Here is a 9,816-nt window from a genome sequence, read left to right as displayed (position 1 = left end):
GGCTCGGGCCCCTCAGTCCCCGAGCCGCAGCGCCACGGTCGGCACCGCAGCCTCGTCGTCCGACAGTCGTCGCGCCCCGCGCGGCAGCTCGTCGCGCGAGGCGCGGTGCCGTTTCGCTGCCCGGGCCACCGCGTCGGCGCCCACCCAGCGCGGATCGACGTCGCCGTCGGTCACCAGGGGCACGTGCAGCGCACGCAGTGACGCGTCCGGGGAGACCCATCGCCTGACGTCGTCGTCGGGGCCGGTCACGAGCACCTCCTCCACGGCCCGGCCGTCGGCCCCGAGCCGCCGCGCCGCCGCCTTGCGGCCCCCGACGCTGATCTTCCCCCGTGCCGCCTTCGCCACCGGCGCCAGCACCCCGTCGGCTCCCTCGCGGGCGACCAGCTTGTAGACCATCCCGCACGTCGGCGCGCCGGATCCCGTCACCACCGACGTGCCGACCCCGTAGCTGTCCACCGGCGCCACGGCGAGCGACGCGATCGCGTACTCGTCCAGGTCCGACGTGACGGTGATCTTCGTGCTCCGCGCGCCCGCCGCGTCGAGCTGTGCCCGGACCTCCTGCGCGAGGACGCCCAGGTCCCCGGAGTCGAGCCGCACCGCGCCGAGGCCGGTCCCGGCGGCCTCGAGCGCGAGCTCCACGCCGCGGCGCACGTCGTACGTGTCGACCAGGAGCGTCGTGCCCGCGCCGAACGCCGCCACCTGCGCCGCGAACGCGGCCGCCTCGTCGTCGTGCAGCAGCGTGAACGCGTGCGCGGCCGTGCCGATCGTCGCCAGCCCGTACCGGCGCCCCGCCTCCAGGTTGGACGTCCCCGCGAACCCCGCCACGACCGCCGCCCGGGCCGCCGCCACGGCCGCCTCCTCGTGCGCACGCCGCGACCCCATCTCCAGGCAGGGACGGTCGATCGCGGCGCTGGTCATGCGGGACGCCGCCGACGCGACCGCCGAGTCGTAGTTGAGGATCGACAGGACGAGCGTCTCCAGCAGGACCGCCTCCGCGAACGTGCTCTCGACGACCATCACCGGCGACGAGGGGAAGAACGCCTCACCCTCCGCGTAGCCGACGACCGACCCGGTGAACCGGTAGTCCGCCAGGAACGCGAGCGTCGCGTCGTCGACCACCCGCTCGTCGGCCAGCCAGTCGAGCTCGGCGGCGCCGAACCGGAACCGGGGCAGCGACTCGAGCACCCGGCCCGTCCCCGCCAGCACCCCGTAGCGGCGGCCCGCGGGGAGGCGACGCGTGAACACCTCGAAGACGCAGCGCCGGTGCGCGGTCCCGTCGGCCAGTGCCGCCTGGAGCATCGTCAGCTCGTAGCGGTCGGTGAGGAGCGCCGCACTGGGCGCCTGCGGGGCGGTCATGGCCCCAACGTAGGGCGGGCGGTCTCACCGGACCCGGCGACCGCACCTAAAGTGGACGACGTGCCAACGCAGACCCTCCCCGACGCCAGCGTCGAGCAGGAGGAGAAGACCGCGGTCGCCGACCCGTGGGTCACGATCGTCTGGAACGACCCCGTGAACCTCATGAGCTACGTCACGTACGTGTTCGAGTCGTACTTCGGCCACCCGCGTCCGAAGGCCGAGAAGCTGATGAAGCAGGTGCACGAGCAGGGGCGGGCGGTCGTGTCGACCGGGTCGCTCGAGGCGATGGAGGTCGACGTGCAGGCGATGCACGGCTTCGGGCTCTGGGCGACGCTCCAGCGCAGCGGTCAGTGATGCGCGCCTTCAAGCGTCGCCGCGGGATGTACGCCGCGCGCCTCGACACCGACGAGCGTGACGTCATCGCCGCGCTCGTGGCGGACGTCGCCGAGCTGCTCGGCGCCGGGCGCCTGGAGGCGCGGGGCCCGGAGGTCGTCGCCGCGGGTGACGGCACCCCGCGCATGCGGATCGAGCCGGTACCGCCGCCGTCGGACCCCGCGGTACGGCGGCTGCTGCCGGACGCGTCCCACGACGACCCGCAGATCGCCGCGGAGTTCCGCCGGCTCACCGAGGACGACCTGCGCGCGGGGAAGATCGAGCGCCTCACGCGGCTCTGGGACGCGCTGACCACACCGACCGAGGGCTGGCGGGCGGACGCGTTCGTCGTCGCACCGCAGGACGCGCAGGACGTCGCCGCGGCGATCACCGACCTGCGGCTCGTGCTCGCCGAGCGGCTCGGGATCCGCACGGACGAGCAGGCCGAACGTCTCTACGACGCGCTGCTCGACTCGCCGGCGGCCGAGGTCGCCGACGATCCCGTCGAGATCCTCGACCCTGCCGCGCGGCGCTACCTCGTCGCCGTGTACGGCGCCCTGAGCTGGCTGCAGGAGTCGCTCGTGGACCTCCTGCTGCACGACCTGCGCGCCCCGGGCCGCCCGGCGGACCAGTGAGCCGCCAGCGGTTAGGCTCGTCCGCGTGAACGACGCCCCTCTCGGCATCTTCGACTCCGGCGTCGGCGGACTCACCGTTGCCCGGTCGATCCTGGACCAGCTGCCCCAGGAGTCCACCCTCTACATCGGGGACACCCTCAACACCCCCTACGGCTCCAAGCCGCTCGCGGCGGTGCGCGCGCACGCCCTCGAGGTCATGGACGACCTGGTCGACGCCGGCGTGAAGCTGCTGGTCATCGCGTGCAACACGGCGTCGTCGGCGATGCTGCGCGACGCCCGGGAGCGCTACACGCTGCGGCGAGGGATCCCCGTGGTCGAGGTCATCCTGCCCGCCGCCCGGCGCGCGGTGGCGGCGACGCGGACCGGCCGGATCGGCGTGATCGCGACCAAGTCCACGGTCGAGTCGAAGTCCTACGACGACGCGTTCGCCGTGGCGCCCGGCATCGAGCTGACCACGCAGGCGTGCCCGCGGTTCGTCCAGCTGGTCGAGGCGGGGATCACGTCCGGTCCCGAGGTGCTGGCCACGGCCCACGAGTACCTCGACCCGGTGCGGGAGGCCGGCGTCGACACGCTCGTGCTCGGCTGCACCCACTACCCGCTGCTCACCGGCGCGATCTCGTACGTCATGGGGGAGGAGGTCACCCTGGTGTCGAGCGCCGAGGAGACCGCCAAGGACGTCTACCGCACGCTGGTGGCGCACGACCTGGAGCGCGACCCGGCAGCCGGGCGGCCGGTGCACCGCTTCCTGGCCACCGGGGACCCCGACCAGTTCCGCACCCTCGCGCGCCGGTTCCTCGGCCCCGAGGTCGAGGTCGTCGAGCCCAGCGCGGCCCTGCGGTGAGGCTCACCGTCCTGGGGTGCGCCGGGTCGTTCCCGGGTCCCGACTCGGCGGCGTCGGGCTACCTGGTGCAGGCCGACGACGCCGACGGGCGCACGTGGACGGTCCTGCTCGACCTCGGCAACGGTGCTCTGACCGCCCTGCAACGGTTCGGTGACCCCACCCGGCTGGACGCGATCGGGCTGTCCCACCTGCACGCCGACCACATGGCCGACCTGGTGGTGCTCAACGTCCTGCGGCGCTACCACCCGGACGGCCCGTGCGACCCCGTCCCCGTGCACGGTCCGACGGGCACGGCCGAGCGGCTCGCGCAGATGGCCGGCAAGGACCCCGCGACCAGCACCGACGGGCAGTTCGACGTCGTCGAGTGGCGGGAGGGCGCGCCGGTGGCCGTCGGCCCGCTCACGCTCGTGCCGGTGGCCGTCGAGCACCCGGTCCCGGCCTTCGGTGTCCGGGTGTCCGGACCGAGCGACACGGACCCCGCGCGCACCGTCACGCTCGCGTACACGGGGGACACCGACGACTGCGCGGGCCTCGACACCCTCGCCTCGGGTGTCGACCTCCTGCTTGCCGAGGCTGCCTTCCTCGAGGGGCGTGACGACGCCGTGCGCGGTGTGCACCTGACGGGCCGCCGCGCCGGTGAGGCGGCCGCGCGCGGGGAGGTCGGCCAGCTGGTCCTCACCCACATCCCCGCCTGGAACGACCCCGCCGTGACGCTGGCGGAGGCCGCCGCGGCGTACGACGGACCGATCGCCCTGGCCACCCCCGGCGCGGTCCACGCCCTCTAGCCCGCGGACGCTCGGCACCACCGCCGGCGTCAGGGGTGTCCGGGGGCGCCGTTAGGCTCGTGCGCATGACTTCTGCTGCCACCACCCCAGCGGTCGCGCACGTGCGTGCCGACGGCCGTGCGCCCGACCAGCTGCGTCCCGTGACGCTGACCCGCGGCTTCCTCGAGGCCGGCGAGGGCAGCGTGCTCGTCGAGTACGGCGGCACCAAGGTGCTCTGCGTGGCGTCGTTCACGCCGGGGGTGCCGCGCTGGAAGAAGGGGTCCGGCGAGGGCTGGGTCACCGCCGAGTACTCGATGCTGCCGCGCGCCACGTCGAGCCGGTCCGACCGTGAGTCGGTCAAGGGTCGCGTCGGCGGTCGGACGCACGAGATATCGCGGCTGGTCGGCCGGTCGCTGCGCGCGATCATCGACGTCTCCGCCCTCGGCGAGAACACGATCGTCCTCGACTGCGACGTCCTCCAGGCGGACGGTGGGACCCGGACGGCGTCGATCACCGGCGCCTACGTCGCGCTGGCCGACGCGGTCGCGTGGGCCGTGGCGAACAAGCACGTCCCCGCGAACAAGGTGGTCCTGCGCGACTCGGTCGCCGCGGTGAGCGTCGGGATCGTCGACGGTGTCCCGGTCCTCGACCTGCCGTACGTCGAGGACGTGCGGGCCGAGACGGACATGAACGTCGTCGTCACCGGGTCGGGCACGTTCGTGGAGGTGCAGGGCACCGCCGAGCACGCCCCGTTCGACCGCGCCGAGCTCGACGCGCTGCTCGACCTCGCGGTCACCGGCACCGCTCAGCTCACGGCCCTGCAGGTCGCGGCCCTCGCAGCGGCGCCCGGGGACGGCTCGGCCACGCGCCTGGCGGACCGGTGAGCGCTCGTCTCGTCCTGGCCACGCACAACGCGCACAAGGTCGGCGAGCTGCGGGCCATCCTCGCGCCCGTCCTGCCCGGGCTCGACCCGGCGTCCGTGGTCGGGGCGCGGGACGTCGACGCCCCCGAGCCGGTCGAGGACGGCGTCACGTTCACGGAGAACGCGCTGATCAAGGCGCGCGCCCTGGCGGCGTTCACAGGGCTGCCGGCGGTCGCCGACGACTCCGGGCTGAGCGTCGACGTCCTGGGCGGTGCGCCCGGGATCTTCTCCGCGCGCTGGGCGGGCACGCACGGGGACGACGCCGCCAACCTGGCGCTCCTGCTCGCGCAGCTGGCCGACATCGCGGAGCCGCACCGCACCGCCCGGTTCGTGTGCGCGGCCGCGCTGGTCACCCCGGACGGCTTCGAGCACGTCGAGACCGGGACGCTCGAGGGTGTGCTGGCCACCGAGCCACGCGGGACCGGCGGCTTCGGCTACGACCCGATCCTGGTGCCCGTCGGCGAGACCCGGACCTGCGCGGAGCTGAGCCCCGAGGAGAAGAACGCGATCAGCCACCGCGGCACGGCGTTCCGTGCGCTCGTCCCGACCCTCGTGCGGGTGCTCGGCGGGTGACCTGTCGTGACTGAGAGCTCCACGGCCGACGTGCAGCTCGTCGCCGACGCCGTCACCTACGGCTACCCGGGCCACCCCGTGCTGGACCGGGTCGACGTCGTGGTCAGCGCGGGGGACCGGGTGGGCGTCGTCGGGGAGAACGGGGCCGGCAAGACGACCCTGCTGCGCGTGCTCGCGGGCGAGCTCGCGCCGCAGTCGGGGTCGGTGCGGCGCAGCGGGACGCTGGCGTCGGTCGAGCAGGAGCTCGACGCGCCCGGCGGCTCGACCATCGGGACCTTCGTCGCGGAGGCACTCGGTGGCGTTCGCGCGGCGGCCGAGGAGCTCCAGGCGGCCATCGACGGGTTCGACCACGAGTCCGGCGACCTCGCGCGCCTCACCGCGGCCGTCGCACGCTACGAGCACCTGGCCGCGTGGGACGCCGACCGCAGGGTCGACGAGGCGCTGACCCGGTTCGGCGCGCCACGGGACCCGGACCGGCGGCTCGACGAGCTCAGCGTCGGCGAGCGGTACCGGGTGCGGCTGGCGTGCCGGATCGGCGAGCGCGCGGACCTGCTGCTGCTCGACGAGCCGACCAACCACCTCGACGCGGCCGGCATCGACTACCTCACCGCCCGTCTGCGCGAGTGGCCGGGTGCCGTCGTCATCGTCACGCACGACCGTCGGCTGCTGGACGACGTGATGACTGCGATCCTCGACCTGGACCCGGCGATGGACGGCCGCCCCGCGCTGTACGGGGCGACGCGCTACTCGGACTACCGGTTCCTCAAGAGCCAGATGGTCCGCCGGTGGCAGGCGCGGTACCGGGCCGAGCGGAAGCGGGCGCTCGCGCTGGCCGAGCAGCTGGACGCCAGCTACGAGGGCCTGTCCGACGAGTGGCGGCCACCGAAGGGCTCGCAGACCCACCGGCGCGCCACCCGGGCGCGCGGGCACGTGAAGGCCGCGGACCGGCTGATCCAGCGGCTCGAGGCCGAGGCCGTCCAGGTGCCCACCCCGCCGCTCGTCCTGACGTTCCCGGACCTGCCGTCGCTGCCTCCGGAGCCGCAGCCGGGTCCGCTCCTGGACCTGCGCGCGCCGCTGGTCCAGGGTCGGCTGGACCTGGCCGGTGTCCGGATCGAGGTGCCCGCGTGCGGGCGGTTGCTCGTCACCGGACCGAACGGCTCGGGAAAGTCCACGCTGCTCGCGGCCCTCGCCGGGTCGATCGGTCTCGACCGCGGGGTGCGCGCGATCGCGCCGGGGGTCCGCCTCGGCGTGCTCGCGCAGGAGGGGCCGACGGAGCACGCGGCGGCCCTCGTCGCGCACCCGCGTGCCGCCGGGACCGCCGAGCAGCTGTCGGGGTTCGACGCCTACGCCCGGCACGCGCTGACGCTCCTGGAGGCCCGCCTGCTCGACCCGGAGCAGCTCGTGCCGGTCGCGGCGCTCGGCCTGCTGACCGAGGAGGACCTCGACCGACCGCTGCGCGAGCTGTCCGTGGGCCAGCGCCGGCGGTTCGACCTCGCGTGCGCGCTCCTCGCGGCGCCGCACGTGCTCATCCTCGACGAGCCGACCAACCACCTGTCCGTCGGCCTCGTCGACGAGCTCACGACCGCGCTGCGCGCCACGTCGGCCGCCGTCGTCGTCGCCACCCACGACCGCCGGATGCGCGCGGACCTGGCGGACTGGCCGGAGCTCAGTCTCTGACGGGCCTCGGCGCCGGAGGCAGGAGCCGTTCGAGGGCCCTGGCCGCGAACGCCAGGATCAGGAAGACGACCGCCACGACGCCCGTGCGCACGAGCGCGGACCGGAGCCCGATCTCGGAGACGTCGAGGAACGGGTACGGGTACCAGTCGACGATCGCGCCTCGGAGGAAGGTGTACGCGATCCAGCCGAGCGGGTAGACCAGGGACCAGCCGACCACCGCGGGGGACAGGCGCGGACGCGGCCCGACGAGGAGCCAGGCGACGACCGTCCCGACGGGCACGACGGTGTGCAGCAGGAGGTTGGACAGCGCGCCGGCCGCCGTGAGGTCCTGCAGCCCGGCGAGCACCGCGTGGTACACGATCCCTGTCACCGCGATGCAGAGCAGCGCGTCGAGCCGCAGGACCGCGAACACTCGTCCGCGCCGGTCGGGCCGCCACGCGAGCATGCCCGACGCGATCGCCGCGAGGAGGTTCGACTGGATCGTGAAGTAGCTGAACAGGCGCACCAGCCGCGTGCCGGTGTCCTCGGACGTCAGCGCCCGGACCAGCTCCATCGACAGACCCACGGTCGCCGCGACGAGCACGATCGTGTGCAGGGTGCGAGCCAGCAGGTAGCGCGGCTGGGCGTCCGTCACGGCAGCCGGCCGACGTACCCCATCGCCTGCCGCAGCAGGAGACCCTGACCGCCGTTCATCTCGAACTGGATCTGCTGCGCGCACGCCTCCTCGGGCGTCATCCACGCCAGGTCGATCGCGTCCTGCTGCGGCCGGCAGTCCCCGAGCACGGGCACGACGTACGCGAGCGACACCGCGTGCTGGCGAGGGTCGTGGTACGGCGTGACGCCCGGCGTCGGGAAGTACTCCGCCACCGTGAAGGGCTGCGGTGACGCGGGGATCTGCGGCAGGGCGACCGGCCCCAGGTCCTTCTCGATGTGCCGCAGCAGGGCGTCCCGCACCCGCTCGTGGTACATCACGCGGCCGCTGACCAGCGCACGGGACATGACGCCCTCCTGCGTGACCCGCAGCAGCAGACCGACCTGGACGACGTCGCCCGAGTCGTCCACGCGCACGGGGATGGCGTCCACGTAGAGGATGGGCAGCTGGGTGCGGGCGCTGGCGATCTCGTCGGGGCTCAACCAGCCCGCGGGACGCTCGGGGCCGCGAGGGAACTCGGCAGATGCGGTCACCCACCATGTCTACCGCCCCGCCGACCCGATCACCCCCAGCCGAGGTGTGTGTCTGCCCACCCTGGGGAATAGTCCGTGGTGCCCGTGCGCTCTATCTGGCGGTAACCGAGCACTGGAGGAACTCATGGCGACGACTGAGCTGACCGGCAGCACGATCGGCCAGACCATCAAGGACAACGAGATCGTCCTCGTCGACTTCTGGGCGGAGTGGTGCGGTCCGTGCAAGCGCTTCGGACCGGTCTTCGAGGACTCCTCGAAGAACCACCCGGACGTCGTGCACGCGAAGGTCGACACCGAGGCCGAGCAGGAGCTGGCCGCCGAGCTGCAGATCTTCTCGATCCCCACGCTGATGGCCTTCCGCGACGGGATCCTGGTCTTCAACCAGGCCGGCGCGCTGCCTGCCCCCGCGCTGGAGCAGGTCGTCGAGGCCGTCAAGGCGCTCGACATGGACGAGGTCCGCGAGAAGATCGCGGCCGCGGCCAGCACCGACGCCTGACCGGACGCCAGAAGGGCCGGCCCCCACGTGGGGGCCGGCCCTTCGGCGTGCGGGGCTACCGCTGGAGGGTCAGCAGACCCGGACGGTACGGCAGCCGGCCGTAGTCCCCGCCGGAGCTGGGGGAGCGGCCCTGGTACAGCAGCTGCAGGTTGCAGGGGTCGATCGTCATCGTCTGGTCGGCGCTGGTGCGGATGAGCTCACCGTGGCTGATGTCGTTCGTCCACGTCGCACCGCTGTTGGCCTTGCCCGCGAACGGGTTGCTCTCCGAGGCGGCCTGCGGCGTCCACGAGCCGGAGAGGCTGGTCGCGGTGAACGAGCGGAAGTACCGGCCGTTGGCGCCGATGGCCTCGACGATCATCAGGTACTGGTTCCTGTCCTTGACCTTGTAGACCTGCGGCGCCTCGAACAGGTTGTTCGTGGTGTCGGTCATGATGGTCGTGTAGGACGAGCCGAAGTTGCCCGGGAAGTTCCCGATGGGCATGCTCGCGCGGTAGATCCGCCCGTTGTCGCCGGCGAAGAACAGGTACATGTTCGTGCCGTCACCGATGAGCGCCTGGTCGATCGGACCGGTTCCGGAGTTGCTGATCGTGCCCGTGAACAGGGTCTGCGCGGCGGACCAGCCGTTGGGGTTCGTCGGGTCGCTGGACGTCCGGTAGGAGAACGACGCACCGCCCCACTGGTAGGCCAGCACCCAGATGTTCTTCGGGGCGAAGTAGAACAGCGACGGGGCCACGGTGGCGTTCGACATGGCGTTCTGCGAGGCGGAGCCCAGCTCGGAGAAGTTGGACACGAGGCTGAAGTTCATCGAGCCCCACGTCGAGCCGTTGTCGTGCGTCGTCGCGTAGACGAGGTGCTTGCCGTTGTACGGGGCCGTGGTGAAGTCCTTCAGCGAGGCCCAGCCGGAGCGCGGGGTGGCCAGCACCCCGGAGGAGGACCACCGGTAGGACGAGGGCAGCGAGCACGACCCACCGGGCGGCGGCGTCGTCGGCGGGGGT

The 9,816-nt window shown here is 73.3% G+C and carries 12 protein-coding genes; 8 read left to right on the top strand and 4 right to left on the bottom strand.

Annotated features, from left to right (window positions below):
- Positions 1–12: 12 nt before the first annotated feature.
- Positions 13–1,356 (bottom strand): nicotinate phosphoribosyltransferase, encoded by a 1,344-nt coding sequence (locus CTE05_RS19865; protein ID WP_146848026.1) that lies wholly within the window; start codon positions 1,354–1,356, stop codon positions 13–15.
- A gap of 60 nt (positions 1,357–1,416) precedes the next feature.
- On the opposite strand from CTE05_RS19865, the gene clpS reads away from it, so the two are divergent.
- From clpS to CTE05_RS19830, 7 genes are all read left to right on the top strand, one after another.
- Complete coding sequence (gene clpS / locus CTE05_RS19860) at positions 1,417–1,710, top strand: ATP-dependent Clp protease adapter ClpS (protein ID WP_246123778.1); 294 nt, start codon at positions 1,417–1,419, stop codon at positions 1,708–1,710.
- The gene (locus tag CTE05_RS19855) at positions 1,710–2,363 is read left to right on the top strand and encodes a DUF2017 domain-containing protein (RefSeq protein ID WP_146848024.1); all 654 of its coding nucleotides are present in this window, start codon (positions 1,710–1,712) and stop codon (positions 2,361–2,363) included. Before clpS ends, CTE05_RS19855 begins: the two co-directional genes overlap by 1 nt.
- Before the next feature lie 25 nt (positions 2,364–2,388).
- Complete coding sequence (murI, locus tag CTE05_RS19850) at positions 2,389–3,204, top strand: glutamate racemase (RefSeq protein WP_146848023.1); 816 nt, start codon at positions 2,389–2,391, stop codon at positions 3,202–3,204.
- Positions 3,201–3,989, top strand: coding sequence for an MBL fold metallo-hydrolase (locus CTE05_RS19845; RefSeq protein WP_146848022.1), 789 nt, complete (start codon positions 3,201–3,203; stop codon positions 3,987–3,989). The genes murI and CTE05_RS19845 overlap by 4 nt, the downstream gene beginning before the upstream one ends.
- A 65-nt stretch (positions 3,990–4,054) precedes the next feature.
- Positions 4,055–4,852: a ribonuclease PH gene (gene rph, locus CTE05_RS19840; RefSeq protein ID WP_146848021.1), complete on the top strand. Its 798-nt coding sequence runs from the start codon at positions 4,055–4,057 to the stop codon at positions 4,850–4,852.
- Positions 4,849–5,463: an RdgB/HAM1 family non-canonical purine NTP pyrophosphatase gene (gene rdgB / locus CTE05_RS19835; RefSeq protein WP_146848020.1), complete on the top strand. Its 615-nt coding sequence runs from the start codon at positions 4,849–4,851 to the stop codon at positions 5,461–5,463. Before rph ends, rdgB begins: the two co-directional genes overlap by 4 nt.
- Positions 5,464–5,493: 30 nt before the next feature.
- Positions 5,494–7,140, top strand: coding sequence for an ABC-F family ATP-binding cassette domain-containing protein (locus CTE05_RS19830; protein ID WP_146848027.1), 1,647 nt, complete (start codon positions 5,494–5,496; stop codon positions 7,138–7,140).
- Here the strand turns inward: CTE05_RS19830 and CTE05_RS19825 are convergent.
- Positions 7,130–7,774 (bottom strand): Pr6Pr family membrane protein, encoded by a 645-nt coding sequence (locus tag CTE05_RS19825; RefSeq protein WP_246123776.1) that lies wholly within the window; start codon positions 7,772–7,774, stop codon positions 7,130–7,132. The genes CTE05_RS19830 and CTE05_RS19825 overlap by 11 nt on opposite strands.
- Entirely contained in the window at positions 7,771–8,325 is a 555-nt protein-coding gene (locus CTE05_RS19820) for an NUDIX hydrolase family protein (RefSeq protein WP_146848019.1), read from the bottom strand. The genes CTE05_RS19825 and CTE05_RS19820 overlap by 4 nt, the downstream gene beginning before the upstream one ends.
- Positions 8,326–8,449: 124 nt before the next feature.
- Here CTE05_RS19820 and trxA point away from each other — a divergent pair, with 124 nt between their 5' ends.
- On the top strand, positions 8,450–8,821 hold the full coding sequence (gene trxA / locus CTE05_RS19815; RefSeq protein WP_146848018.1) for a thioredoxin: 372 nt from the start codon (positions 8,450–8,452) through the stop codon (positions 8,819–8,821).
- Positions 8,822–8,876: 55 nt separating this feature from the next.
- Here trxA and CTE05_RS19810 read toward each other — a convergent pair.
- The coding region (locus tag CTE05_RS19810) for a non-reducing end alpha-L-arabinofuranosidase family hydrolase (RefSeq protein WP_281286200.1) at positions 8,877–9,816 on the bottom strand (940 nt) is incomplete at its 5' end.

Origin of the sequence: Cellulomonas terrae, assembly GCF_007990265.1 — a bacterium.
Classification (GTDB): domain Bacteria; phylum Actinomycetota; class Actinomycetes; order Actinomycetales; family Cellulomonadaceae; genus Cellulomonas; species Cellulomonas terrae.
This window is presented reverse-complemented; position numbering and strand designations above follow the sequence as displayed.